The following is a 26809-nucleotide window of genomic DNA, read 5'->3' on the forward strand; positions in this document are numbered from 1 at the left end:
CGGGATCGAGGTACGGAGACGCAGATGACCGAAATCGTGAGCCCGGACGGCGAAATCCTCGCCCAGGCGCGGGCCAATGCCAAACGCACCCTTGGCGACAGCGGGATGTTCCACAGTTTGTCGGTGCCCGATCAGCAGAGCGTCTACTTGCACACCGTGGCGCAGGAGGTCGATCGGCTCGGCGGGCTATCGGCGACGATGGCCACTGACTCCGGCAAGGAGATGGGATTCAAGGGGTACGACCCTGGATTCCAGGGATCGACCCAGGCGTTCAACGAGCTCGTGGACAGCGTCGACTTCCCGCAGTTCGTCGGCGACCTGCTCAAAGCGGTGTTCAACGCCAACCTCAAGGTCATGAAGGAGCAGACCGACGCCTACATCAAATTGATGAAGGAGTGCACCAAGTCCACCGCCGACTTCATCAAGAAGATCAACGACGACGACACCTTCGCCAAGCTCGCCGAAAGCAAAGGCGACCAGTACAACGTCGTCCTCGAAGACAGCCCGGACGGCGGTAAGAAGCTCGCACTGACCAACCCGCAGGGCGACAAGGTCGACACAGAGGATTCCGAAGTCAAGCGCGCCATTCTGGAGGCCAAGATCAACATGGCCAAGGAACACCGCGCCGCACTGCGCGAGGTACTGCTCATGGGGGTGACCCGGCTCGTCGTGGACAAAGGCACCATCGAAGCCGGTGTCGAGTTCATGATCACCGCCAATCGCAAGAGCACCGCGATGCACAGCGACACAAACATCAACACCGTCGCGCTGCAGATGGAGTACGACCCACCGCTGTTCGGATTGTTTGGGGGCCCCAGCGGATCAATGTCTATGACCAACACCAACATTCAGGTCAACACGTCGCAGAAGGAGGCGACCGACACCTTATCGGCCAAACTGACCGGCAAGGTCAACATCCAGTTCAAGACCGACTATTTCAAGCTCGACAACTTCGCCACGATGTACGCCGACGGCGGTGTCAAGGCGCTACCGGCACCCGGCCCCGCCGGCCCGACACCCCCGAGCCGTTGAGGCCATGACGTGCCATGGCCCTGGCCATCCTGCGCCTCGACGACAGCGACACCTCCGGCCCCGACGGAGGGCATTCGCTAATCGTCGACACCGGCACCAGTACCCACTACCGCATCCATCTGGGCAAGGAGGTCCGACGTGAGGACGGATTCGTGCTCCTCGACAGCCCGTACTGGTCATCGCCACTGCAGGTCAACCCCCAGGCCGGACGCCACATGGACACCCGCACGCGTTTCACCCTCGCCACGTCGGTGGTCACCGAGCCAGCGACCGTGGCGCAACTGGAAACCATGCGGCACCCCGACGGCCGCGGCCCGGCCTGGTCGCGCCCGCTGCGCTTGCCCGGCTACCGGCCCACGCGGGAGCTCACGATGACGCTCTCGGCGTGGCCGGCCGCCACGCCCGCGCTGGTCCCTCCGAGAATGGTCCCGCTCCGCAGCGCCGAAGAGACCTTCAGCCGCCCGGCAAGCATCGCCGATCTGATCGGATCGATCGTCGACCAGGCCGCACCGTTGGTAGCCGACCTGATGAACAAGGGCCCCACCGTCAGTCCCGCCGACACCTCGATCGCCAGCCTGTTCGGCAACCTGCTCCGATCCATTCTCAGCGCGATGGCCCACGACAAGCCCTCCAGCCCGACAGGCCCAGCCACCACCGCACCCCCGCCCACCATGAGCGCTGCGGCGGTCCCTGTCACCGCGGGCGCCATCCCGGTACCCGCCGCCGCGGCCCCACCGACCCCTGCCATGGCCGGGCCCGCATCGATCGAACTGCACACCGTCAACCGATTCGTCCCCTATGCGCAGCCGATGATCTTCGGCCTCGACGACGCCGTCATCGGCGCCCTGGCCGCGCCGATACTGTCCAGCCTCATCGGCCCCATCGTGTCGTCGCTGCCACAGCTGCTCAACGCCGCCAACCAACAAAAGCTGGCCCGACAGGCCATGACCAACAAGCAGATCGCCGACCTGCTCTCTCAAGTAGACCGCACCACCTTGATGCAGCAGCTCTTGTTCGCCCAGAACATGCCGGTCAACCCGGGCGTCACCTCCCCGGACCTCTCCGCACTCGGCGCCCTGTTGGCGGCGGGGGCCAGCGCCCCCTCACCGGCCGGCACCCCCGCATTCGCCGGCCCTGCCAGTATTGACGCCCCGCCGGCCGCAGCCAGCGACACGCCCATCGCCAGCAAGGCGCTACTCGCGATGGTCACCGGACCGCCGGTCACCCGCCTGGGCGCCCCGCGCATCGTGTTCGCCCGCGAACAATCACCGACCTGGCGGTTCCGCCTCGATGCCGGCGCCACCGCACCAACAACACCGCTGCCGCGTGCGATCCTCCACATCTGCGTGCGCGAACCCGGCGGAGCGCAGGACTTGATGGCGCGCACCGAACGACTCACCGGACTCACACCCGGCTCAGAGATCAAGGTGGCGTTAACCGCCAACGAATTCGGCGCCCTGCCAGCCGACACCGATTTGGAAGTCCTGGCGTGCCTGCGTTGGCGGGGGCGAAAGGGAACGTATCAATCCACCTGCGCGCAAACCATTGTCGTGGCGTCCCGCGTGCAGGTGCGTGACCGCGGCGGCCTGGTCGGCAGTCCGGTCGAACTGACCGACATGAACCGCTTCCGCAGCTTCTGGAACAAGGTGTGGTATTCGCAGGGCAGCGCGGACGAAGCGAATCCGCTGTGGGGGCTTGTCGCCGCGTTGCGCTACTCGGTGGTCATCACACCGGGTGGCCGTGGCAACGGGCTGATGGCGGCGCGGCTCAAAGAGCAGCCCGCCGAGGACGGGCTGCGCGCCACCACCCGCGGCCGGCTCAAGAGCGGCATCGAAATCGATGTCGCCGAGCTGAACAAGCTGCTACCTCTGTGGCCCGGCGAGGCGCCCCTTTCCGCCGACGACCTGGCCGCGTTCACCGCGCCGGGGTGGCGCGCTGCCCAGGGAGGTGACGCGGTGACCGACATTCGCATGGAGGGCAAGCGCGGCACCCGCGGAGCGCTGTGGGTGGTACCGGTGGTCAAGCTGCGCGCCTTCACCCTGGCCAGCGCGTCTGACGTCGACCCCTACGGCCAGGTCGTCGCAACCACGGACCGGCCGGTGCACTTTCCCGTCGTCGAAAGCGTGCGCGTCCTCGGGCTGGGCTCCCTGCGGGAACACGACGAACGAGGCGACGCCGCCGACGTGGGCAGCGCCGACGCGCCCGCCCAATACCGGTTCGACGGCTACGACGTGATCGTCAACCAGCTCGTCGGACTCGATCCCGCCCAGCCACTGCCGAAAGCGCAAGGGTGAGCGCCATGGACGAAGCCTTCCTGCCGCTGCACGAGCTGGTGCCCGCACTGATCCCGAACCTGCCCGACATCGTCGACACCGATGCCGGCGTGCGCACCCGGCTAACCGGCTACGACGTCACCACCCCCGTCGAGCTGACCGTCATGGTGCGCGCCGACGGCTCCGTACAACTCGGTGGTGCGCCGCCGCTGTATCACTTGGCCACCAGCACACTGCCGGTTTTCCACGGGCTGCGCATCGTGGCCGAACGCGACGAGGCCAGCTGATGGCCCGCACCGACACCGACCCCACTGCCGTCGATGACACCGCCGACGGCGAGAACGCCAACCAGGCCTGGCGGCTGGAAGACTTTGTCGACTCGTTGGTCGTCGAACTCGACAAGACCCGAGAAACGTTGGCCGTCAAGGCGATCAACAAGCCGCTGAGTTACTCGGTCAAAGAAGTCGCCCTCGACGTCAACGCCTTCCCTACCTACGAGGGCGGCACGGTTCGCTTCACTACCGCCCAGCCCGGACAGGACGGCGCATCCAAACTGACCATCCAGCTGGGGTCGATCACCGATCAGCAGGTGCGCGCAACTACCAAGACCCGGCCGGGCGAGCCTGACGAAAACCTCGGCGAGCTCGACATCGACGACCAGACCCGGTCCAAGCTGCGCAAGATCGGAGTGAGCTCGGTGGACGACCTCAAAGACCTACAAGCCCGCAAGGTCGACCTCAAAGCGGCCACCGGCTCAGACATCGACTACAGCAGCCTGGCCCGAAAGATCAGCCAATCCCGGCGCGCTTCGGCGGCGCCGCACATCGACGCCGTCAGCATGTCGGCGTCGGAGGGCCAGCCGTGCCTGCTGGTGGAGGGCAGCAACCTGGGGGTAGACCCCACCTTCCCCCCGGTGGCAGTCGTCAACGACCAATTGGCGGACGTCCTTTCAAGCGGCCCCGGACATTTGACCATCCGCCTCGACGCGAACCATCCGCTGCGTGACGACAACGAGATCGTCATGACATTCGACCCCTACGCCGTCGTCAAAGTGAACGTGAGGACGTGACTGACGTGTACGCACGACCACAAACGCGGGACAACGACTTCACCCAACTCATCACGGGCAGCTACGGCCAGACCTGCCCGCCGCCGCGGCGCAGGCACCGCCGCCCGGCCGTCACGATGACCGCAGACACCGGCACCGACGTCATCGCGCAACCCGGCGTCGACACCACACCCCCGGGCTTCATCGAATACGTCGTCGATCGCGAACCGCTACCGGCGCCCGTAACGCCGCCGCCAGTGACACCTCCGGCCAGCACGACCCTCCCACCACCGAGCCCGGCGACGGCACCGGCCGACCAACCCCCGACCACGCCGCTGCCCGCCGCGGCAGCACCGCCACCGGCCGACCGAACCCCCGCCGCGCCGCCACCCCAACCGCCGACGACCCTGCCCCAGTCACCTACCGCAGCGCCTTTGGCACCACCCGCGGCGGCCATCCCGGCCTCGCTTGCCCAGTCACCGCTGACCACCGCCGACCTCGCGGCCGACCTGCAAGCAATCCTCGGAGGAGGCCGCGACGACACCGCAGCACCGCAAACCCGATACCAGTCGGCCCCGGCCGCCGAGACCCTTTCGGAGCCCGACCTCGGCGGCTCGATGCCCGACGCGCCCAACGAGCATTCGATCTTCGACGCCATCGCCCTCAGCATGGAACACGCCAACAAGTTCGATCTGGGTACCAGGACCCTCCAACGGCGCTTCGACCAGTTCGACCGCGCCGACAACATGCGCCGCGCCCAGCCCGCAACAACGCCGGCCGCCACCGCCACGCCGTTCACCACATCACCGCCATCGATCAGCACGCCACCGGTGAACGACACGATCCCCGCCCGCGCCTTCTACGAGGTCTACGACCAACACGGTCCGTGGTCGGAGCTACCGGGACGAACCGCCGCCTGCGGCCCCTCCGGATTGGCCATGTCAATGGCGCCGGAACGCAGCACCGCGATGTTCGACACCGGCGAACACGTCCTGGCAGCGGGCGACCTCTACGTCGATCAACTGCGCGTCGGCCCAGACGGCAGCGTGCTGCTGTCCTATGGCCAGGTGGTGTCGATGCCCGATCTGTTCGCCACAGTCGACGACCTGCGGATGGCCGACCCCGCCGAGCTACGTCACCTCAAGGCGCTCATCGCGCGAAACACCGCCTACTACCGCGATGGCAAGGTCAACAAGGCCGACGACGTCTCCAACGAAGAATGGGACCAAGCGACCAACAAGCGCTACCTCAAACTGGCCGAAGAAAATTACGACCACTTCTCGCCGCCCTCGGTGCTGGCAATGACGTTCCCCACCACCAAACCCGACAACCGGGCCCAGTACATCCACTACCACTCGCGTGCCGCGCACGAAATGCGTCGGCTGCTGCAAGCCAATCCCAACGCCACGCAACCCACCAGCGCGATGACCACCAACGCGTTCGGCGACCACTTCCTCACCGACGCGTTCGCATCCGGGCACCTCGTCAACAAGGAAGTCGTGCTCGACCGGTTCAAGCGCACGTTTTTCACCGGCGCCCACCTCAACGACGCGGGAAAGGCGTTCTTCCAACAAGTCGCCGAAAAGTCCTTCCACGGCGACGTCGCCGACCAGATGAGCAAACTCGAAACAGCTAATTACCCGGTGTGCGCGTGGGGCTTCTGCATTCCCTGGCACCCCAACATCACCTCGGCCGACCGGTTCACCACAGTGCTGCAGCAGGCCGCCGAAGCCGAACCCGTCAAGATCGGCAACCTCGCCGTCAAGGCCGTGCACGACCACCTCAATGAGGTAGGAGTCCTCGTCGGCAACGACGCCGGCGATCCCGAGTGGACGCTCTACGGCGACGGACACATGGACGCCACCACACTGGCCATCATGCGCCGCGCCGTGCAGCAATCGGTTGACAACCTGCTCGACCCCGCGATCCTGGCGCCCACATTGGACATGCTGCCGCTCATCGAGCGGGTCTTCGCCCACCTGCCCAAGGTGACCGCCGCCGGACTGGCCCAGGTGAATCAGGCCATCGCCACCTACACCGACCCGACTTCCAGCAGCCTCATCGACACCGCCGCCAGGCTGATCGAGAAGCAGATCAGCTCGCTGGTGACCGCATTGCTCGACAGCAAGAAGCTCAAGAAGGCTTGACCAGGAGGATTCATGCTCACCGTGCCAACCAACCGCTTCCTGGAGATCGACCGGTACTACGGCACACGGCCACACCCTCGGCGAAGCACCGCGGCGGGGTCCCGGTTTGCCGGCGCCCAAACGGTCGCCGACCGGGTACTGGTCGTGCTCATCGAGAACGGCGGTATCGACCTCGGCCTACCCGATCTCGTCAACCGGCTCATCGACGAGATCCCCGGCGCCGCAACACTGATCGGCGATGACCTCAAAGCCCAGATCGTCTCCGGCCTCAAGGACTGGCTGAAGAAGACAACTGACCAGTTGCTGGAGTCGGCCGAACTGGCGCTCAACCGCTACACCGCTGCCAAGCCCGATACCTACGGCGACGTGGTGGTACTGCGCGACTCCACCGCCTCCTTCGCCGAACTGAAGAACTCACTGTTCAGCGCAACGCGCGGCGGCAAAGTGATCGACCTGATCATCCTCACGCACGGCCGCCAGGACTACATCTCGACGGTCGACGGCATCGACTCTGCCAAGATCCGCACGCTGGCAACCGAATTCGGTGGTCCGCTCAACATCCGCGCGGTGTACATGATGAACTGCGTCGGCTCCAGCCTGAACCAGGCATGGCTGGACGTCGGAGCCCGCACCAGCGCGGGCAGCCATGAGAACAACTACCTACCCGAACCGACCACGTATTTCTTCTTCTCCGCTTGGAAACAAGGACAGACCTTCGAGTCGGCCGTCACCGGGGCCTACCGGCGCACTATCGACGCCATGAACGGTGCACTGCGCGCGATCGTGATTGGGCTGGTGCCCATCGCGGGCGCCATCCTCGCCGACAAGATCGACGTCAGCTCACTGTCGTTCGTTCAGGCCAGCAGGCCCGAAGTCGTCGGCGCGGGAAGCCTCACCGTCACCTCCGACGCCCTGCCGCCGGCAACCACCAGCACATCGACCGGGCAGGCGCTGATCACCACCGTGGTGCTACCCACGGGCGTTCGCCGGGCAGTCGCGCGGACCCTGTCGGTGCCGCGGGCCGTTTCGGCGGCTGGACGCACGTTCATCGGCCGTTTCGAGACCGCCGGTCCCCAGCTCGACCAGAGGATCAGCGCCGTGGAACGGTTCTTGTCCGAGCGAATCCCGGTGCCGCTCAACCAACAACAGATCGACGCGCTGGCCAGCTTCGGTGTCGGCGTCGGCGCTGGCGCGTTGCTGCACTCAACGCTGCTACGGTGCCTGGACGCAGGCGAGCTCACCTCGATCCCCGTCGAAATGCGCAAATGGACCAAGCTGCGCAAGAACGGACAGATCGTCGAAAGCGAACAGCTGCTGGAACGGCGCCGCGCCGAAGCCGAACTCTTCGCCGCCGACACCGCCGTGCTTTCCGTGCCAGCCTCACGCGAAGTCCGCGAATACTCTTACCAGCAGAACCCCGCGGCCGCAGCAGGGGCAATCGCCATCGCCGACCAGATCCAGATCGGACTCGCCGCTGTCGCCATCGTGCAGTCCGGCGCTCAGGCCTTCCCGCCAGGCAACCTGCAGCTGTCCTACGACTCGCAGCAACGGCTGCTCACCGACCAGGCGCGACTGGAAATGCCCGGTGCCAACGCCCCCAACAATGCGTACACGCGAAACCTGTTTTGGTTCCCCTCCCTGGCGCCTGGCTTGGCCCAAGCCCTGATTCAAATCAAATGGCAGGGCAACAGCTACGGCGAGATCAGTACCCCCACGATCAGCAAGGATCTCGACCAAAGCTCCGACTGGAGCAAGTCCACCTGCGCGATCAACATTCGCGCACTCAAACGCATCCCAGCTGCCGGCACCGACCCGCGAACATGGCCGCTGTGGTACCACTACGAAGGCGCATTCGACCCGCTCGGAAACGGCCAATGGGAATTCTCCGGCGATTTCGAGATCAACGCGTTCGGCGGATTGACGTTCCACGACCACAAGAACGTGTCCCGGTCACTTATGGACTTCGCCATCTCAGGGGTCAACAACGACAGCTGGAAGTGTGAAGACGTCAGCTGGACCGTACCGGCGATACCCGACGATCAGATGACCTATCTGCGCTCACACACGCCCGGTTGACCACCTAGACAAACCAATGAACCGTCTGATTATATCCGGCTAGGACGCTCAACTTTCCTTCTATACAACAGCTTTGGGGTTCAGCCAGCGTGCCTGAATCCCTCTCAGTCAAACGTCGGGGTTGAATCGCGGCCGGCCCAATGCACGGCGATTCAATCCGCCGACAAGGCGTTGGCTGCGAATGCACCGGCCTCGTCGACCATGCCGTTGCCCCGGTAAGCGCTGTGCGCCGAGCGATCAAGTCCGCCGGCAGCGCAGATTGGGTCGCCCGCGGCACAGAATTCGGCGGTTTTGGCCGACAAGCTCGAGTCGATTGCGATCGGCGGAGCACTGTTGTCAGCAATGTTGATGACCCATTCCGCGGGCGTCCCGAAGAGCACCACTGCTGCAATGTGATCAACGACCGCTGGTGACAACGGTCCGGTGACGCCCGGGGGTAGCACGAAGCCGGCCGGGACCGAACTGGTGACGGTGTAGGCAGCGACCGCAGCCCCCTGGGAATACCCACCCAAGACGATTCGCGTGTTGGGACAGTTCGATGCAGTCGTCGAAATCGTGTTCATCGCGTCGATGACCCCGTCGACTCCGCGATGGAAATCCATGGACGCCGGGTAATCCACGGGGCTCACCTCCACGGTCCTTCCACTCAGATGAGTCCGGAGCGAGTCCGCGAAGGCCTCTCCCGTGGCGCCGACACCAGGCGCCTCATTGGTTCCGCGAGCGAAGACGACCCGTGCATCCGGACAGGAACCTGGTGCGGCTACCGCGACGGCGGCCGGCGACCCGACAACGGCTGCGGCCGCAAACCACGAGACGGCCAGCCAGCCGAACGGTCGTTTCCAATGTGATGGTGAGCCGAAAGCATTAAGCGCCATGTTCATTCCTTCTCCGCAACAGGTGACGCCCCAATGGCGTGCGTGAGATAGTAACTTGTCACATGACACATTGATTCCCGCGCTGCCGTCGGTCGTCGCGGACTTCCTAGCTGACGAAGACGGGATTGACGTCCATGTAGATGCGGTAGTCGGCAATGCGCCCTTCCTGCAGACGAAAGACGTTGGCGCAAGGCAGAGTTAGTTCCGAGCCGTCGTGACGGCGGTACGTCACGGCCATCTCGCAGATCACAGCCGGATCCGGCGCAACCGTCGTCCAGACGGCGAGAAGTCGATGCGTGAGCGACACGATGGTGCTCGCCAACGCCGAAACCCCCTCGGCAAAGGCAGCCCGCCCGACGACGGGGTCCGCACTGCCGAACCGAAACGCGACGTCTTCTGTCATGAGTTGCAGCGCTCCGTCGACGTCGCCGGCATCCAAGGCGGCGAACAGCTCACGGATGGTGCGTTCCTCGACTGACATGGGTCTCCCTTCGCCGAGCATTTAGCCTACGAAGTTAATGTGTCACACGTCAAGTTTTATCTTGTGGTTCAGCATATTTTTGCGGTATCGTCTTCACGACACGCCAGAGGAGCCAGGTCATGCCACGTACGGCCGCCACCACAGCCCCGATCACCAAATTCGAAGTGCGACTTGGTCGGCACTTGTCGGTACGGCGCTTCGCAGGTATGGACGCCGACCATGCACTGCTGGTGCACCAGACGATGGGCGGACCCGCCGCTGACGGCTTTTGCGTACGGCACGCCGCACGCGCCGTCGACGTGTGGAGAATTCCCGAACCGGCCGGCGATGAACTCCAGGCATCGATCAACGAATCCGTCGCAGTGGGACACCACATCACCGAGAGCAGCGCACTGCCGGTGTTCGTCCACGGCTCATCGCGTGCCGCCGCGATGACGTATCGAGCCTTGCAAGCGTCCGACATCTTCAACGGCGCCGTTCTGGTCGTCGATGCAATCGCCGCTCGCGACCTGATGCGCAGCCCAGCACAGGGCGGTGTCGTTGCCGCGATTCCCCTTGCGCAGAACACCAAGCCAATCCTCTACGTCGTCGCGGAAGGTGACCACGCCGTCGCCGAAACCGTCCGGCACGCAACGGGCGGCCCCGTGGAGGTGCACCTTGAACCCGGCGGCATCGATGAGGTGATGCAGGCTCGCACGCACAGCGACATCGTCCTCGAGTGGTGCGTGCGCCAGCTCTCCAACCACTTCAACCCTGCCTCGCGCACGAAATAGCGGACACAACAAGGAGATGGCATGAGCAGCACTGTCGACGCTCACAAGGACATGCACACCGAACAAGGTGCGCGCAAAGGCGAGCACCTGGGGCGGTCGAAGAATCCCATCGCCAAGGTGCGTGACGTGGCGTGGCTGGAGTTCGAGAAGCCCGATCTGGCTCGCGCCGAGGCGTTCGCGCACGCCTTCGGTTTCATCACCGCGGCTCGGACGCCCGGTGAGCTGCAGTTGCGCGGGTCGGACGCCGGGTCGCCGTGTGTGATCATCCGCAGTGGACCGCGGACCCGCTTCGCCGGCGTGGCGTTCGCCGCGGACGACACCGATGTCTTGCGGTTGGCGGACGCGACGGGGCGGCCCACGCGCGCGCTGCCGGAGCCACTCGGCGGTGTCGCCGTCGACTTGGCCGATCCCAGCGGCCTTCCGGTGCGCGTCGTGGCGGGCACGCATCCCCTCGAGCCGCTGCCCGCGCAAGCGCCGCAGGTGTTCAACTTCGGACGCGAGCTACAGCGTGTCAACGCAACGCAGCGGCCACCGCGCGAGCCTGCCCGCGTGCAGCGGCTGGGACATGTCGTGCTGCAGACCACCACGTACATGCAGACGCTGAACTGGTACCTCGATCACCTCGGGATGATCGTCAGCGACTTCCAGTTCTATCCCGGACAGCGTGATCGCGGGCCGATCATGAGCTTCATCCGCTGCGACCGCGGCTCGACGCTAGCCGACCACCACACCCTTGCGCTGGCACTGGGTCCGGTCAACCGGTACATACATTCCGCTTACCAAGTCAGCGACATCGACGCGCTGGCGGCCGGTGGTGAGTACCTCAAAGACCTTGGCTATCAACGGTCATGGGGCATCGGTCGCCACAATCAGGGAAGCCAGATCTTCGACTACTGGCGTGACCCGGACGGTTTCATGGTTGAGCACTTCTCCGACGGCGACATGTTCGACTCCACGCTCGAACCCGGCTGGGCACCGTTTACCGCCTCGGGCCTGGCGCAGTGGGGCCCACCGGCAACGCAGGACTTCCTCGGCATGAACCCCCGCGCGTTGCCCCACGAACTGCGCGGTTTGGTCAGCGGACTTCGCGATCACAACGAATTCGATTTCAACCGCCTGGTCGGCATGTTGAGAGTTCCCCGCGCGTGACCGTAGGACTCGGTTAGGTCGCCAGCTGCCGGCTTGGGTGCAGGCGGTTATTCGTCAACCAGTCGTCGACTACGGCCAGCGTGTACGACAGGTAAGGGCCACACGCCATCATGTGGTCCGAGCCTTCCAGCACGACCGAGGTCCCGCGTTGGCCGTATTTCTTGGCTGTCACCCGGCCGATCCGGGGAACTGTGCACTTGTCCTGCGAACCGGTGACGGCAAGCACCGGAGTTGTGATGGCGCCATAGTCCACACGCGCTGCCCGCCTGCGGTCAAGGAACCACAGCGCCATCTCGTGGTAGGCCGTGCCGGATTCCGCGCATAGCGTGGCGTAGTACGACTGCTGCAACTCGGGCGACTGTGCGTTGCAGATCAATTCCGTCCACGGCTTCCACGCAACCGGATACATCGGCGTGCGCGACAACCACTGCGGCACATAACGCATCCACAGCCGAACCATGCTCGGGTAGAAGGCAAACATGCCCGCGGCGGGCGCGGGACCCAACAGGACCACGCCCTTGTTGGGGCGGCGCGCTGCCAGCAGCTGTGCAAGTAGGGCGCCGACCGAGTGGCCCACGATGATGGGAGGGCTGTCCATCGAGTCGACGAGTTCGGCTAGGTCCGCAACGTAGTCCAAAAGGCCCACCTTGGTCACCTTCTGCGCATTCCCCCAGACGTCGGCCTCGTTCGGCGAGCCATGGTGGCGGAGCGTAGGCGCGTGCACCGTGAACCCACGCCGCTCCATTTCCACGGCGAAGTCACCCCAGTTCTTGCCGTTGCACCAGGTGCCATGGATCAGCAGGATGTGATGCTTGCTCATGTGTCCTCGAATCGTCTAGGGATTGCCAACAACGATAGGAAAGCCCCGCTGCGAAGGCTTGACATTTCGAGCCAAAATTTTGAGAATTCGAGACATGGCGGATGTCGTACGCGCCGCCGCGCTGAATGGCTACGAGGCGCTGATGCACGAATTGGGCGTCGCCCCTTGGCCGGTACTCGAGCGGAACGACATCGATCCCGATCTTCTGCACGATGCGGAATCGATGATCTCGCTGAGCGCCACCGGCCTGCTACTCGAGGACAGTGCGGCAGCGACCCAATGCCCCGACTTCGGACTGCGGCTGGCGGGGCGCCAGGAGACCGGGGATCTCTTGGGGCCGCTGGCCATTGCCCTGCTGAACGCGCCAACAGTGGAGCAGGCGCTCATCGACGCATCGCGGTACCTGTTCTTCCACAGCCCGGCATACGAGTTCACACTCGACGAGCACAGCTCGTTGATAGAGGGTTGCGCCACTATATATTTCGCAATTCGACAACCGGGGTTCGTGCAGCAGCGCCAACTGCTCGAGGGTTGCCTCGGCTACACGGTCGTCCTCTCACGACTCGTGACGGGGGGACAGTTCGGCCTGCGCAGTGTGTCGCTCCCCCACACCCCGGTCGCGACCAAGGCCGTCTACCGACGATTCTTCGGCGCGCCCGTGCACTTCGAGCAGCCGTATGCCGGCCTCCACGTCGACCGCGAAGTGCTTCAGCTGGACTTGAAGGCCGCGAACCCGATGTTGCGGCAATTGGCCATCGAGTACATCGGGCAGCGTTGCCCACCCCGTGTGCACACGATGGCGGACCAGGTGCGTCAAGCGCTCACGCGATCCATTGGCGCAGGCACCTCGAAGAAGAAGGACATTGCCGCACTACTGCGCATGCATCCGCGGACCCTGCAACGCAGGCTCGAGGACGAAGGCGAGACCTTCGAGGCGATCCGCGAAGACGTCTACAAGAACGCCACCCTGCACTTCCTCCGCGAAACGGACATCCCGCTGAAACAACTTGCGGGGGCACTTGATTTTTCCGAACAATCCGCGCTCACGCGGTCATGCACACGCTGGTTCGGAACGACACCGTCTCGCATCCGGCGCGGAACTGGTCACCCGGACGCGAGTTTGGGTCCGCGGAACTAGTCGCCCGTGAAGTTCGCTGGCCGCCGCGCCGCCGCCGCGGAGATCCCCTCGCCGAGATCGTGCGACGGCAGGAATGCGGCATTCCATGCCGCCACGTAACGCAGGCTCTCTGAAACTCGCGCGGTGCGTTGCTGATCCAGCACATCCTTGACCCCTGCGACCGCCCGTGGTGGATTGGCCGCGATCTCCGCGGCCGTCACCCTCGCAGCATCCAGCGTTGCGTCGGCATCGGCGAACACGGCGTTGACGAGGCCGATCCTTTCCGCGCGCACAGCGTCGATGTCCTTGCCCGTCAACGCAAGTTCGCGCATGTGTCCGTCGGAAAGGATCAACGGCAGACGCGCGAGACTGCCGAGATCGGCGACGATGGCGAGCTTGACCTCGCGAACGGAGAACTTCGCGTCTGCGCTCGCGTATCTGATGTCCACCGCAGCGATCAGGTCGACGCCGCCGCCGACACACCATCCATGCACCGAGGCGATGGTTGGTGTCCGGCAATCCGCGACGGCGCTGATTGCCTTCTGCATCCGCAGCAGGTCGCCGTGGAACTGTGCCCGCGGACCGATCGGCACGTTGTCAGCCAGTAGCGGCGCGAACAACTCACCGGTCGCCTGCAGATCCAGCCCGAAACTGAAGTTGCGACCGGCTCCCGTGAGGACGATGGCACGGACCTCGGGATCGATGTCCAACGTGGCGAACACATCGGTCATCTCCGAAAAGAACGCCGGTCCCATGGCATTTCCCTTACCGGGACCAATCAGCGTGACCTGCGCGACGTGCTCGGAGACGTCGACGGTGATCGACTCGTACGACTTACCCATGGGTAGTGTCCACTAGGCAGTCACTTTCAGGGCGCCATTGCGTTCCCTGACCCACGACAACACGTTCATCACCATCGCGTCGCCGGTTAATGACATCCGCGCGGGGCCGATGGTGATGTCGAGCGCATCTCCGTGGAGCCGGAACTTGCGGGCTTGCTCCGATCCGACCCATGATTCGAGCGAGGCGACGTCGACGGTCGTCACGAAGCGGTCAGGCGGCTCAAGGCGGTAACGACCGGAGTACGCAAGGAGATTCCGGAATGCGTTCGCTTCGTCCGCCTCCGTCTCGGGACGGGTCCGCTCCCCCGGCGTCAGCAACGCGAACATGCGGCCCTCGGGCAGCAGCGTCAGAACGCCGTTGGGGTTGGACCCGAATACGTGGGTCCGTTCTCCGGTCTGCAGATTCTCCAAGTAGTAACTCTTCAGCCGCCACACTCCGTGGATGGTCGTCTGGTCTGTCGGGGCGGTCTTCTGCCGCATCCGTTCTCCGATCATGGGCTTGTTACGAGAAGCGACGAGGTGCCAGCTGATTCGGCGGGATTTGCCCCAGCCGTCCCGACTCGAAATCCTCTATCGCGGTGGCGATCTCTTGCTTGGTGTTCATGACGAATGGTCCATAGCTGGCGATCGGCTCGCGTATCGGCAGGCCGCCGAACACCAGAACGTCGAGTGCGCCGGTGCCGTCGGACATGTGCTTGGCGGCCCGAAGCTGAACGCTGTGACCCGGTCCCAGCTGTGCCAGCTGGTGGGCGTGGATCGGCTGCTCCCCGGATCCCACGAATCCGTCTCCGGTGAGCACGTAGGCCAGCGCGTTGAACTGCGGATTCCATGGAAGGGCCAGGAAACCGTCGGGCGGCAAGGTCGCGTGGACCAGCGAGATGGGCGTGTGGGTAACACCGGGCCCTGGGACTCCTGCGATGTCTCCGGCGATCAGCCTGACGAGCGCAGTGGCGTCGTGGCTCGTAAACAGGCTGAGGTCCTCGCCAAGAATCGACTGATACCGCGGTGCGGTCATCTTCAACCGCCGTGGAAGGTTCACCCACAACTGAACACCGTGTGACGGTCCGCCGCTTCGATAGAACCGCTCGGTGGGCAGTTCGTCATGCAGGATGCCGGCGCCCGCAGTCATCCACTGGGTGTCACCTTCACCGATCAGACCACCGCCGCCGTTGCTGTCGTTGTGCGAGACCTCGCCATCCAGAACGTAAGTCACGGTTTCGAAGCCCCGATGGGGATGCCATGGGGCACCAACGGCCTCCTCAGGGGCGTTCAGATAGGGACCCATCTGGTCCAACATCAGGAACGGGTCGGCGTCCACCAGGGACAGGTGTCCGGGAAACGGGCGGTGGACGTTGAACCCGCCCCCCTCGAGTTGTTGATGCGACGTGACGACCTTGAGTGGTTCCCTGCTGTGGGCCCGCTGCTCCAGTGTGGGGTTGATTCTGGGCAGGACGGCCGGGTCAGCGGTGATCGCGGGCATGGTTATGACCTTTCACTTGGAATGCCTACCAACGGTACAACCAACTATGTCGGACATCTATTTCTATTTTGTCGTATGTCACATTGTCGAGCTACGATGAGTACGCGCTGGATGACGGCAAGAGGGCCGCTCGATAGGGCTCAGCGACGCGGTCGCCTAGGCCTTGGCGACCTGATCGCCATCGCGAGCGGTGACCGAGACCGCGAGCGTGGCGTGCTCGTGGTGCCGCGGCAGGTTGAGTGAATTGCGGTACTTGGGCAGGAAGAGGTCGGTGCCCTTGAGCCTGCGGGTGATACCGCGGCCCACGACCACGCCCGCGAGCACGCTCACACCGTCGTCCGGACCGACCGGGACGATCAGCATCTCACCCCGCGGAGACTGGTAGACGGCGTCGGCCTTCTTCCTCGCCAACACGGCTCGTACATTCCGTGCGGCAACCTTGGCCTGAGCAATTGCCGGCATCACGAGCTTCTTGGGGTCGGCGTCGTTGGCGTCGCCGATGGCGAAGATTGCGTCCCAACCGTCGACCCGCAACTGCCGGTCCACCCGGATGAGGCCACGCTCGGTCAGCTTGTCGCCGTGGGCTTTTCCAAACCAGCCGGTGTTCGGCTTGTTGCCGACGGCCCACAGAACGAGCGAGTCGGGGTGCTCGGCCGCATCGAAATGCTGGCCGAGCCGGACCGTTACACCCTTGCTCACGAGCAGCTCGTGCGCCCGATGGCCGAGCTTCGGCGTGGAACCAGCCAGCAGGGTTTCCTCCGCTTGAACGAGCGTCATCGTCTTGTCGGGATGAAGGGTGCGAATCTCGCCGGCCAGTTCGACGCCGACGGGGCCGCCGCCGACGATCACCACCGAACGAGCATCGCGGATGTTGCGTTGATGCTTCTGCATCGTCGCGGCCGCGCTGTTTACTGTGGTCCCGCCGAACTGCGCCGGCGCCGAAGCCTCGCTACCGGTCGCGATGATTGCGGCGTCGAACGAAAGCACTTCGCCGGTTTCGAGGGTGATGTGCCGGAGTTCTGGCTCGATGGCGCTGACCGTGCCGTGGACTACCGATCCGTTGCGCAGCAACCGGTCATAGGGCAGGAACGGACGATCAGTCCACGCTGGGTCGACGGCGGCGCGCAGGGCAGCGACGCGGTGGAAGAACGCGGTCTTGCGGTCGATGAGGGTGACGTCGGCGACGTCGTCGAGCGCGCTAGCGGCGGCGATTCCGGCGTAGCCGCCGCCGATCACGACGACCTTCTTGCGGTTGTGGTTGACGGTGCTGGTCATCTGGGGCTCCTTGATTGACTGTTGGGTTGCTAAATAGAACGCACACGGATGCCGCCATGGTTGCGCAGTTTGCACCAACTTTGGCCTGTCGACGGTGCATAGTGTTCGCATGGACGATTCCTGGCCAGTGCCGTCGAAGCATGTGCGCCAATTGATCCGGCGAGGAGCCGAAACCATGCTCGATCCGAGCGCCGCCTGGATCGCCGAGATGCACGCCGCCGCCCTCGGCGGGGGCCGTGTCCGCGCCGTTGCCGATGATCCCGTCCTCGCGGAAGGGCTGCGTCGCGATAGTCTCTCCCATCTGCTGCATTGGGCGTTGTTCAACGTGCAGCATCCCGGTCGTCGCGTACCGCCGAACGTCACCGCGGATTCGCTTGCCACTGCTCGCGATTTGGTGCGGCGCGGCCTGGACGCGACCGTGCTTGACACGTACCGCACCGGCCAGTACGTCGCGTGGCGGCGGTGGATGCAGACCTGCTTCGATCTCACGTCCGACGTCGGTGAACTACGCGAACTGATCGATGTCGCCGCTCGATCGATGAACACGTTCGTCGACGACACCATCGACGCCATCGACAGCCGGATGAACGTCGAACGCGACCATCTCATCCGCAATACGAACACCGAGCGCCTCACCGCGGCGACCCTCATCCTCGAAGGCGCACCGATTCCCCAGTCCCGGGCCGAGATACAACTCGGTTACCGACTTACCGGTCCGCAGACCGCGGCGATCGTGTGGGGCGCCCCGAGCACCAGTGCAGCTCAGCTGGAGGACGCCGCCGATGCACTCGGCCAGGCAGTCGACGCCACCGACCGGCTGACCATCGTTGCCAGCGTGGCCTCACTCTGGCTCTGGTTGCCGGTCGCGGTGGCGCCCACGGCCGCATCGCTTGCCAAGCGACTGGAGGCCGCCCCACAGCTACGGATCGCGATCGGACGCCCAGGACGCGATATCGATGGATTCCGCCGGAGCCACCTCGATGCCGCGACCACCCAACGCTTGCTGACCAGGCTCACCTCGCCGCAGCAAGTTGCCCACTACGAAGACGTCGCCCTCGTGGCACTTGTCACCTCCGATTCCACCCGTGCAGACGAATTCGTCCGCGATACGCTGGGCGACCTGCTGACCGCCGACCCCGACATCCGTGAAACGGTCGCCACTTATGCGAGCGAGCAGTTCAACACTTCGCGGACAGCCGAGCGGCTGTACACGCACCGCAACACCATCATTCGTCGTCTAGCTCGAGCCGACGAATTGATGCCGCTCCCACTAGCTCAGCGCCCAGTAGCCGTTGCAGCGGCCCTCGAGGTACTTCGCTGGCGAGGCGAGCGCTAACCACCACGAACGACACCGACACGCCGTGTAGCCATCCGCCAAATAAATATTTGGCAATTAGCGGGTATTCTTGCTGGTGTGATGACTCCGGCGGTACGGAAAGCGACCCGCAGGGCGCCTGGCCGCCCGCGGGCCGAGGAGTCTCCGGCGTCGCTGGACGAGATCTTCCAAGTGTCGCTGAGAGCGTTCGCCACGCTCGGCTACGACGGCGTATCACTACGGACGCTCAACCGCGAACTTGGCGGCAGCCACAACCTTCTCAACGGACGGTTCGGCTCCAAGGAGGCACTGTGGTACGCCACCGTGGACTGGGCCTTTGCTCCACTTGCCCAACGAGTTGCCAGCGCCTTCGATCCCACCCTCACCGACCCGCTCGAACAGGTGCGGATATTCATCCGCGTCTTCCTCTTGTATTCGGCCGACCATCCCGAGCTCGTGGGGCTGATGAACATCGAGGGCCAACGGGACACCGAGCGCCTCGCATATGTCTTCGATAATTACATCGCACCGGCCATGGAGCCCATGCGGCGGCTGCTCGACCATCTTGTCGCCGAGGGGCGGATACATCCAGTGCCGCTGAGCACATTTCATTTCATCCTCACCCATGGCGCAGGCGGTCCCTTCACGCTGGAACCGCTTGCCCGCCACTTCTCTCAACTCGACCCGCGTGGGGACGTTACTCCTCAAGAGCAAGCCGAACTCAGTGCGGACTTCATCGTTCGCGGTCTGCGGGCGGACGCCGTCGAGCCAAAGGCCGCTGCCCCGAGAGGTCGTCGGCAACAACGCAGTTGACCTACTCTCGTTACGGCTTCTAGCCGATCTGGAGATCGGCACTTCGTCGCTGCGTTCTTGAGACGCCGCGTCTCACCTACCGTCTGCGCACTTAACCGAGGAATCCCGTGAATAACGGTGATAGCCAAGGCGATTAGTGCTGCCCAAGTGGCGTAGTACTCGTGACCCCCGGCCTGCAGGCTCCCAGGTGGGCTCAGCAGTGATGGACATCACTGGACGGTCGTCCAGTTTTTATTTGACGGCCGCCACATTCACGCGATAGCTTCTTTACTGACCGATCGTCCAGTGGATCCCGCAAGTCAAGTGAGCGGAATACCTGGTCGCGGCCCCAAAGACTGAACGACGAGCGAAAGAAGCGGGCGAAATGACGACGAAAACGAACAATTCCGAGCATCCGAAGCGGCTTGTCAACCATGAGGCAGCCCGTGCCAAACACGGCTGCAAGGTCGACCTCATGGCCGAGATGCTTCAGATTGGCGACCCCCTGGCCGACGCCGTAATCGCCGAGATCAACGAGCTCGGCAAGGAGGCCAGCGGGCAGCTGAACAAAGGGATCATCGCTGGGCTCGACAGCCTCGACAACCCGCCGCCGGCAATCGCGGCGTTCTTGACCGAGTTGGAGACCTTGCCCGAGTGGGTTGACCGTGCCGCTCTGCAGCACGGCGAGGTATCGGAGCTGTCTGTGCCTCCGTTGTGGAAGGTGCTGGCGTCCGGGGGCACCATCGAGCTGTCTCACGTATACGCCTCGCCGGCGATCGCCAAGTTGCTCGTCCAGACCGGCTCACTCGCGAAGATGGCGCCACGGCGGCTTGCCGAAACCGGGCTATGGAAACAGCAGGTTGTGCTGCCCGGCGGTCTATTGCGCGGCGCCCCCGGATATGTGAGCACGGCTCAGGTCAGGCTGCTGCACGCACGAGTGCGAGCCACGTCCATGAACCATGGCTGGGAGCACAGGATTTGGGGTGTCCCCATCAACCAGACGGACATTGCACGCACGTGGTTGGCATTCACGCGGGTCGCCTCCAAGGCATGGGACAAACTTGGCATCGACTTCACTGAGGAAGAGCAAGCCACGCGTTACCGATATTGGTGGTACATCGGGTACGTGCTGGGCCTGGACGAAAGGTTCTACTCCCTCGTCCGAACTGACGCCGACGCCGATGCCTTGCTGGACCTGCTCGATACAACCATCGCCGAACCCGACGAAAACTCGCGCGAACTCACCTTGGCGTTGCTGGATGCAAATGTGGAGCAATTGGCCGCAGGCCCGCTTTCCATGATGGATCGCGCAACGTTGCGTGATCTGTTTCATGGGATGTGTCGCGACTTCCTCGGTGACCGGTTCGCCGACTCCTTGCAGCTCCCTCCTGCCCAGGCTGCGGCGATCATCCCGTTGCTCGCCGCCGCGAGCACACAGTCCTGGCAGCTGCAGCACAGCACTGAAGAGAACGCCGCGCTGACGCTCGAGAAGTTCACCGCGACGGCAGTTGCCATCGCCGCCGAGGGAGCGCTGGAGGACGGCACCGCCTACGAGAAGAACGCGGCCGCATAAGCCCACGGAGAACCGGATTCACTAGGAGTAGATATGCAGCGCACCAATGGCTTCCGTCGGTTCATCATCGGCGCCGGCCTGGCCGCGGTAGTCACGAGCTCGACCATCGGCCTTGCTCCGTCGGCTGCAGCGCATGGTGTCGCAGAACCTCAGGAGGTCTGCTCCGGTCCCGAGATTGCGGCCGGAGCGTGCAATTCCCGAGCGACTCAACCGATCCCAGGCCATCTCACAGAACGCTGGCGAATGGATCCGCATGGATCGAGGCACAGGAAGATGGAGATCGCTCAAGAGCGTGCGGTCCAGGCATCTGAATGTGCAACACCAGCAGGCCAAGACGCGGAGTGAACCCCTCGCATCACCCGATCCCATGGAAACCAATGACCAGCGCCCAAAGTTCCCACACCCCAGGAGTAGACATGAAACACGAATACGATTCGCTGTACGTCGGCGGCCACTGGGTGACACCACATGCAGCCGAGGTCAACACCGTCTTCTCGGCGTCCACCGAGGAAGTCATCGGGCGGACACCGCTCGCTGACGCCGCGGACATAGACGCCGCCGTCACCGCTGCCCGTCGCGCGTTCGACGGCACCGGCTGGGCCGACCTCGACCCGGCCGAAAGGGCCGACGCATTGGAGCGGTTCGCCGACGAAATGGCAAAGCGCGCAAACCTCATTGCCGAGACGGTCACCGCCGAGAACGGAATGCCCATCTCCCTGTCCATTCCGGCCAACGGATACTCGGGCGCCAGCGTTCTGCGCTACTACGCCGACATGATCCGCAAGTTGCCGCTGGAGGAGGTGCGCCCTGGGTACCTTCCGGGCAACATCCTGGTCCGGCGTGAGCCGCTAGGGGTGGTGGCCGCCATGGTGCCGTGGAACTATCCGCAGGCCCTGGCGATGGGGAAGATCGCGCCGGCGCTGGCGGCCGGCTGCACCGTCGTGTTGAAACCCGCGCTGGAGACGGCGTTGGACGCCAACCTCATGGCCGAGGCAGCCGTCGCGGCGGGCCTTCCCCCCGGCGTGTTCAATGTCGTGCCGGGCGGCGTCGAGGCCGGGCAGGCTTTGGTGGGTCATCCCGGCGTCGACAAGGTCGCCTTCACCGGTTCGACGCAAACCGGCCGCATCATCGGCGAGGTCTGCGGCCGGTTGCTGCGGCCGGTCACCCTCGAACTCGGAGGCAAGTCGGCAGCGATCGTTCTCGACGACGCGGACGCCGTGACGACCGCCGCCGGCTTGACCGACGTGTCGTTCCCGAACAACGGACAGACTTGCTATGCCAGCACGCGGATCCTGGCACCTGCCCACCGGTACAACGAGATCCTCGATGCAGTCACCGACATGGCCGGCTCGCTGGCAGTCGGCGACCCCTTCGACCCGGCGACTGCCATCGGACCGGTGGTCTCCGCCCGGGAGCGGGAAAGGATCGAGGGGTACATCGCAACCGGCCAACGTGAGGGCGCCCGGCTCACGACGGGTGGCGGGCGTCCCGCACACCTGGAGCGGGGCTGGTTCCTCGAGCCGACGGTCTTCGGAGACGTCCGCAACGACATGACCATCGCGCGCGAGGAGATCTTCGGCCCGGTCGTGGTCGTCATTCCCTACCGGGACGAGGACGACGCCGTCGCGCTGGCCAACGACTCCGAATACGGCCTCGGTGGCAGCGTGTGGACCACCGACACCGAACGCGGCGCGGCGGTGGCTCGGCGAATCAACACCGGCAGCGTCGGGATCAACGGCTTCCGGATCGACAACGCTGCGCCCTTCGGTGGCGTAAAGGCCAGCGGCCTCGGCCGCGAATTCGGCCCCGAGGGCCTGATGCCGTACTTCCAGGTGAAGTCCATCTTGGCGCCTGCATCCGCGTAGCGCTGTCCCAGTACTCCCTGGGGTCCGCCGACGATGTCGGACCCAAGGGCGGGGACACGCGACAAATGCTGGACGCTCGTTCAGTGAGTTTCTGAGAAGATCACGACACATGCCAGAGGAGGACGCGATGCCCGGAGTAGTGGAAGTCGAGCGGACGCGTGAGCGGATGATCCGCTGCGCACTCGAATTATTCACCGAGCGTGGGTATGACGGTGCATCAATCGGGATGATCGCTTCCAATCTTGGGGTCGCGAAATCCGCAGTCTCGTACCACTTCCGCACGAAAGAGGACTTACTCGTCGCTGTCATGCAGCCCGCAGTCTGTGACCTTGACGCGTACTTCGAGAAGTTCGGCACCGGACCCTTGCGGCCGGTGCGGCGCCGCGAAGCGATCACCGAATGGGTGCAGCTCACGGTCAAGCACCGCGCTCTGCTCGGATTCCTGGCCAAGGAAGGCGATCGGGACCGCCCCGAACCTGGGTTCGCTCGATGGCCGTCCGCCGCCGAGCAGTTGACCCAACTCTTGGCGGGCGGCCAACCCGATCTGGGCGAGCGCATCTACCTTGGCGCGGCCATCCGTGGCCTCGCCACGGCGCCGGCCATGTTCCCGGAGGCCGGCGACGCCGACCTCGAGCAGCATCTCCTGCGATTCGCCGAGACGACGCTCGCACGCCGCCGCCGGACGACTGTGGTGCCGGGCGCACCGACTCCCTAACCGCTTCCCTCCCCCCGTCAACCGACCGCTGCTGCGCGGTCGGTGGCGTCTGCTTGCTTGTTTCGAATTGGAGACCCCTTGCCATGACACATCCGACCATCGACGCACCGACTGACGACCAGCCCAGACAGACAGCGCCAAGGGCCATGGTCCCGGTGCTCGCCTTCGCGGGCATCATCGTCGCGGTACTTCAAACCCTGCTCGTACCGGTCATCGGGGATCTGCCAGCACATCTAGACACCACGCCCGGCAACGCGGGTTGGGTGCTGACCTCGACGCTGTTGGCCGGCGCCGTGGCCACGCCCATCATGGGCCGCCTCGGCGACCTCTATGGGAAGCGGCGCCTGCTGATCACGAGTCTCGCGGTGATGGTCGTCGGCGCCCTAATCAGCGCGCTCACAAGCGATTTCCTGACAATGATCGTGGGTCGCACCCTTCAAGGCTTCGCCATGGGCGCGGTACCGCTGGGCATTGGCCTGATGCGCGACGTACTGCCGCCCGAAAAGCTCCCTTCCGGGATGGCGCTGATGAGCTCCTCCATGGGCGTCGGCGGGGGGCTCGCAATACCCGCAGCGGCCCTCGTCGCCCAGTACGCCGACTGGCACACCCTCTTCTACGGCGCCGCTGGCCTCGGGCTGTTGGCCATCGTCCTCACCCTGCTGGTCGTCCCGGAGTCTCCAGTGCGCGCCGAGGGCCGCTTCGACCTGCTGGGCGCTCTTGGGTTGTCCGTAGGGCTGGTTCTCCTGTTGTTGCCGATCACCAAAGGCGCCAGTTGGGGCTGGTCGTCGGGCACCACCCTTGGACTGTTCGCCGCTGCTGCACTGGTACTAATCCTCTGGGGCACAATGGAACTGCGTATGCGCACTCCGTTGGTCGACCTCCGCACCGCGGCCCGCCGCGAGGTGCTATTGACCAACCTCGTGGCGCTGATGGTCGGCTTCGCCTTCTACGTCATCACCCTTGTCATGCCGCAGCTGCTCCAGTTGCCCACAGCCACGGGCTACGGGTTCGGCCTCTCGATACTGGCCACTGGCGCGTATATGGCACCACTTGGCCTGACGATCATGTGCATGAGTGCCATCTACGCCCGTCTGTCGGCCAGGCTCGGCCCGACCACCACCCTCGCAATTGGCTTGGCGGTCATCGCGATCGGCTACGTCGCCGGCATCGCCCTGTTGAGTGCGGCGTGGCAGACCATCGTGACCTCAATCGTCGTGGGTGCGGGCGTTGGCCTGGCCTACGCCGCGCTGCCGGCACTCATCGTCGGCGCAGTCGACGCGTCGGAGACCGGCGCAGCCAATGGCCTCAACACCCTGATGCGCTACGTCGGCATGACGGTGTCAAGCGCCGTCATCGCTACCGTGCTTGCGGCAACCGCTCACACCGTGGGTGGAGTCGAGATCCCTACCATCAACGGCTTCCGAGTCTCATTCACCGCGGCGATCGCCGCCGTCACCATCGCCCTGTTCTTGGTGGTCCTCCTGCGCAGAGCCACCCGCCCGCACGCAGACGCCGGTGAAGACGAGGAACCGCGATGAGGAACGCCGTTTCAGAACCGGCTACGGTCAGCACGAGTCCTGCCGAAGGCGCGGTTCCACAACCGAATCGAGGCACACGGCGCCGATACGTCGTCACCAAATCAGTGCTGGAATGGCTGCGATGGTCCTGGCTGGGGACTCGAGCCCACATCTCGATCAACCACCGCTTGGATTGGGCGATTGCGCACGTTAACGCGCAGATCGTGCACCGACAGCGCCTTGCGGACGCGACCGGGCTTGCACAGAGCGCCTTCGCAGTCCCTTTTGGCGAATCAGTCCGTATCCCAGGTCTTTTCGTCGTCGAACTCTTTCCTCCGAGTGAATCAGGACAACTCCAGCACGCTGCCCAACGCCACGGCTGGCCGGATCCACCGACCGACGTGCGCTCCCAGCGACAATGGAACCTGGGCACATTTGCGGCAACGCGACGTGTAGTCAGCGGACCGCATACGCGGCAGGCGAAGTTGCCTCGCGAGTTCAACGAGATCACGCTGACCGCGGTCCAAATCGGCGAAGGAATCACCGCCGTGGTCGCGGCCTTTCACATGACTGACGCCGCTGCGCGCCATGTGTCCGATGTCTGGCACCGCGACCATCAACCGGAGATCGTGCGCGGCCGTGGCGAGCGGCCGAGGTCAGAAGCCGCCCAGTCCGTCGCTGTTCGTCGTACGCAGATCGCCCGGCAGTCGATGCACGACGCCGCTCGGCGCTGGCTTGCCCGAACATGCCCGGGGTTCTTCGCGGCGAATGACGAGCCCCAGCCGCTGATCGACCTCATGCTATTCACGCGTAGACGTGCAACGCTTGACGAATCACCAACCCGACCTGACGAAACGTCCTATCGCGCACTCGGTTTGACCGACCGACACGTTATACACACGTCGTCCAACATTCCAGCCATGACCTTGGAAAGAGCGCCCCGCACGTCGCACAGTTACGTCGATGGTGTGCGCACGTGGGCGTTGTGGGGCCAGCGCCACGAAATCGTCGACCAAGCAATCGACTTCGATGTGCGGAGCCCTGACGATGAGCAAGCCATAGTCGACTACATCGGAGCGGGAGTGCGAAACCACCTCACCCGGTTGGCCCTCTCAGAGTTGCTGTCCGTTTACCACGCCCGGTACGCGGACATGCGAGACAGTGCACGAAACCGGCGTGGCCTGTTTCACACCAAGCACCTCGAGGAACTCCGCACGAGTTTGCTCGTGTTGAGCCTGAACGTCGGCAGCCTCGAGCGGGACATCAAGGAATTCAACGAATCCGGACTCTTCTCCCGAGATGATTCGTGGTGCACCGTAACCGCGCCCTGGGTATCGCCGCAGACTCCAGTCAATACGACCGAGCTGATGATCAAGGAACAAAGTGAAATGCTCACACAGTTGGTGCTGGATGACGAGCAGTTCCGCGTCCTTCTTTCTGCCGCGGTGTCGCTGACGTCCTCGATCGAAGGTTTGAGGGCATCGCGATTGGCGAAACTGATCGCTGCCGCGTCGCTTTCGGTTTCGCTTGCCATGGTCCTGTGTTCAGACGTCGCGGAGCATCCTCGCTTCAACGCTCTAGTCAGCTGGCTCATCCACCTGGGTTGACGGTACTCGTCGTTGATCAGCGAGGCGGCTGGTCCAC

The 26809-nt window shown here is 64.5% G+C and carries 23 protein-coding genes; 16 read left to right on the top strand and 7 right to left on the bottom strand.

Features of this window, described 5'->3' with window-relative positions:
* Positions 1–24: 24 nt before the first annotated feature.
* The 6 genes from N536_RS40115 to N536_RS41005 are packed head-to-tail and all read left to right on the top strand — an operon-like array spanning position 25 to position 8576.
* On the top strand, positions 25–1032 hold the full coding sequence (locus tag N536_RS40115; protein ID WP_051574929.1) for a hypothetical protein: 1008 nt from the start codon (positions 25–27) through the stop codon (positions 1030–1032).
* A 14-nt stretch (positions 1033–1046) separates the two neighbouring features.
* Positions 1047–3326, top strand: a complete 2280-nt coding sequence (locus N536_RS0132690) for a hypothetical protein (protein WP_029117469.1) — start codon at positions 1047–1049, stop codon at positions 3324–3326.
* A 5-nt stretch (positions 3327–3331) separates the two neighbouring features.
* A complete protein-coding gene (locus tag N536_RS0132695; protein ID WP_155948845.1) occupies positions 3332–3592 on the top strand; it encodes a hypothetical protein in 261 nt (86 codons plus the stop codon).
* Positions 3592–4374, top strand: coding sequence for a hypothetical protein (locus N536_RS0132700; protein WP_064751607.1), 783 nt, complete (start codon positions 3592–3594; stop codon positions 4372–4374). The genes N536_RS0132695 and N536_RS0132700 overlap by 1 nt, the downstream gene beginning before the upstream one ends.
* A complete protein-coding gene (locus N536_RS0132705) occupies positions 4371–6500 on the top strand; it encodes a hypothetical protein (protein WP_029117472.1) in 2130 nt (709 codons plus the stop codon). Before N536_RS0132700 ends, N536_RS0132705 begins: the two co-directional genes overlap by 4 nt.
* A gap of 12 nt (positions 6501–6512) precedes the next feature.
* A complete protein-coding gene (locus N536_RS41005) occupies positions 6513–8576 on the top strand; it encodes a hypothetical protein (protein WP_051574930.1) in 2064 nt (687 codons plus the stop codon).
* Positions 8577–8728: 152 nt separating this feature from the next.
* Here the strand turns inward: N536_RS41005 and N536_RS40130 are convergent, their stop codons facing one another.
* Positions 8729–9457: a cutinase family protein gene (locus N536_RS40130; protein ID WP_081809480.1), complete on the bottom strand. Its 729-nt coding sequence runs from the start codon at positions 9455–9457 to the stop codon at positions 8729–8731.
* A 100-nt stretch (positions 9458–9557) separates the two neighbouring features.
* Entirely contained in the window at positions 9558–9932 is a 375-nt protein-coding gene (locus N536_RS41010) for a nuclear transport factor 2 family protein (RefSeq protein WP_051574931.1), read from the bottom strand.
* Positions 9933–10051: 119 nt separating this feature from the next.
* Between N536_RS41010 and N536_RS0132725 the strand changes: the two genes are divergently transcribed.
* Both N536_RS0132725 and N536_RS0132730 read left to right on the top strand, forming a co-directional pair.
* Positions 10052–10705: a hypothetical protein gene (locus tag N536_RS0132725; RefSeq protein ID WP_029117473.1), complete on the top strand. Its 654-nt coding sequence runs from the start codon at positions 10052–10054 to the stop codon at positions 10703–10705.
* A 21-nt stretch (positions 10706–10726) separates the two neighbouring features.
* Positions 10727–11854: a VOC family protein gene (locus N536_RS0132730; protein WP_029117474.1), complete on the top strand. Its 1128-nt coding sequence runs from the start codon at positions 10727–10729 to the stop codon at positions 11852–11854.
* Between the two features lie 13 nt (positions 11855–11867).
* Here N536_RS0132730 and N536_RS0132735 read toward each other — a convergent pair whose 3' ends face one another.
* Positions 11868–12674 (bottom strand): alpha/beta hydrolase, encoded by an 807-nt coding sequence (locus tag N536_RS0132735; RefSeq protein ID WP_029117475.1) that lies wholly within the window; start codon positions 12672–12674, stop codon positions 11868–11870.
* 94 nt (positions 12675–12768) lie between these two features.
* Between N536_RS0132735 and N536_RS0132740 the strand changes: the two genes are divergently transcribed.
* Positions 12769–13812 carry an AraC family transcriptional regulator gene (locus N536_RS0132740; protein ID WP_029117476.1) on the top strand — a complete coding sequence of 348 codons (1044 nt, stop codon included), beginning with the start codon at positions 12769–12771 and terminating at the stop codon, positions 13810–13812.
* Here the strand turns inward: N536_RS0132740 and N536_RS0132745 are convergent.
* From N536_RS0132745 to N536_RS40140, 4 genes are all read right to left on the bottom strand, one after another.
* Entirely contained in the window at positions 13809–14633 is an 825-nt protein-coding gene (locus tag N536_RS0132745) for a crotonase/enoyl-CoA hydratase family protein (protein ID WP_029117477.1), read from the bottom strand. The genes N536_RS0132740 and N536_RS0132745 overlap by 4 nt on opposite strands.
* 12 nt (positions 14634–14645) lie before the next feature.
* Positions 14646–15113, bottom strand: coding sequence for a lipocalin-like domain-containing protein (locus tag N536_RS0132750; protein ID WP_029117478.1), 468 nt, complete (start codon positions 15111–15113; stop codon positions 14646–14648).
* A 22-nt stretch (positions 15114–15135) separates the two neighbouring features.
* On the bottom strand, positions 15136–16113 hold the full coding sequence (locus tag N536_RS0132755) for a pirin family protein (RefSeq protein WP_029117479.1): 978 nt from the start codon (positions 16111–16113) through the stop codon (positions 15136–15138).
* 156 nt (positions 16114–16269) lie between these two features.
* The gene (locus tag N536_RS40140) at positions 16270–17463 is read right to left on the bottom strand and encodes an NAD(P)/FAD-dependent oxidoreductase (RefSeq protein ID WP_197040282.1); all 1194 of its coding nucleotides are present in this window, start codon (positions 17461–17463) and stop codon (positions 16270–16272) included.
* 100 nt (positions 17464–17563) lie between these two features.
* On the opposite strand from N536_RS40140, the gene N536_RS0132765 reads away from it, so the two are divergent.
* From N536_RS0132765 to N536_RS0132795, 7 genes are all read left to right on the top strand, one after another.
* Positions 17564–18724: a PucR family transcriptional regulator gene (locus N536_RS0132765; protein ID WP_369798494.1), complete on the top strand. Its 1161-nt coding sequence runs from the start codon at positions 17564–17566 to the stop codon at positions 18722–18724.
* A 78-nt stretch (positions 18725–18802) separates the two neighbouring features.
* A complete protein-coding gene (locus N536_RS40145) occupies positions 18803–19516 on the top strand; it encodes a TetR/AcrR family transcriptional regulator (protein WP_155948846.1) in 714 nt (237 codons plus the stop codon).
* A 454-nt stretch (positions 19517–19970) separates the two neighbouring features.
* A complete protein-coding gene (locus tag N536_RS40150) occupies positions 19971–21068 on the top strand; it encodes an oxygenase MpaB family protein (RefSeq protein ID WP_197040283.1) in 1098 nt (365 codons plus the stop codon).
* Between the two features lie 416 nt (positions 21069–21484).
* Positions 21485–22933 carry an aldehyde dehydrogenase gene (locus tag N536_RS0132780; RefSeq protein ID WP_029117481.1) on the top strand — a complete coding sequence of 483 codons (1449 nt, stop codon included), beginning with the start codon at positions 21485–21487 and terminating at the stop codon, positions 22931–22933.
* Positions 22934–23060: 127 nt separating this feature from the next.
* Positions 23061–23648 carry a TetR/AcrR family transcriptional regulator gene (locus tag N536_RS41015; protein ID WP_197040284.1) on the top strand — a complete coding sequence of 196 codons (588 nt, stop codon included), beginning with the start codon at positions 23061–23063 and terminating at the stop codon, positions 23646–23648.
* An 83-nt stretch (positions 23649–23731) separates the two neighbouring features.
* On the top strand, positions 23732–25186 hold the full coding sequence (locus N536_RS40160) for an MFS transporter (RefSeq protein WP_081809484.1): 1455 nt from the start codon (positions 23732–23734) through the stop codon (positions 25184–25186).
* Entirely contained in the window at positions 25183–26772 is a 1590-nt protein-coding gene (locus N536_RS0132795) for a hypothetical protein (RefSeq protein WP_155948847.1), read from the top strand. Before N536_RS40160 ends, N536_RS0132795 begins: the two co-directional genes overlap by 4 nt.
* Positions 26773–26809: the final 37 nt, after the last annotated feature.

The organism is Mycobacterium sp. URHB0044, assembly GCF_000620625.1.
Lineage (GTDB): Bacteria > Actinomycetota > Actinomycetes > Mycobacteriales > Mycobacteriaceae > Mycobacterium.